Here is a 527-nt window from a genome sequence, read left to right as displayed (position 1 = left end):
CGCGAGCACATCCTGCTCGGCCGTCAGGTGGGCATCCCCTACATGGTCGTCTACCTGAACAAGGTCGACCAGGTGGATGACGAAGAGCTGCTGGAACTGGTCGAGATGGAAGTGCGGGAACTCCTGTCCTCCTACGACTACCCCGGCGACGACATCCCGATCATCAAGGGCTCGGCCCTGCACGCGATGAACGGCACCCGTCCGGAAATCGGCGAAGAGTCGATCAAGGCGCTGATCAAGGCCGTGGACGAGTACATCCCGACCCCGGCCCGCGCCGTTGACCAGCCCTTCCTGATGCCGGTCGAAGACGTGTTCTCGATCTCGGGCCGCGGCACCGTCGCCACCGGCCGGATCGAGCGCGGCGTGGTGAAGGTCGGCGAGGAAGTCGAGATCGTCGGCATCCGCCCGAACAAGAAGACCGTCTGCACCGGCGTCGAGATGTTCCGCAAGCTGCTCGACCAGGGCGAAGCCGGCGACAACGTCGGCCTCCTGCTGCGCGGCATCGACCGTGAGGGCATCGAGCGCGG

At 65.7% G+C, this 527-nt stretch carries 1 protein-coding gene; it reads left to right on the top strand.

Annotated features, from left to right (window positions below; all coding sequences use genetic code 11):
- A partial coding sequence (locus C5F48_RS24505; protein WP_258186606.1) for an EF-Tu/IF-2/RF-3 family GTPase occupies positions 1 to 527 on the top strand: 527 nt, incomplete at both ends.

The sequence above is a fragment of the Cereibacter changlensis JA139 genome (assembly GCF_003034985.1).
In the GTDB taxonomy this organism is placed as follows: domain Bacteria; phylum Pseudomonadota; class Alphaproteobacteria; order Rhodobacterales; family Rhodobacteraceae; genus Cereibacter; species Cereibacter changlensis.
This window is presented reverse-complemented; position numbering and strand designations above follow the sequence as displayed.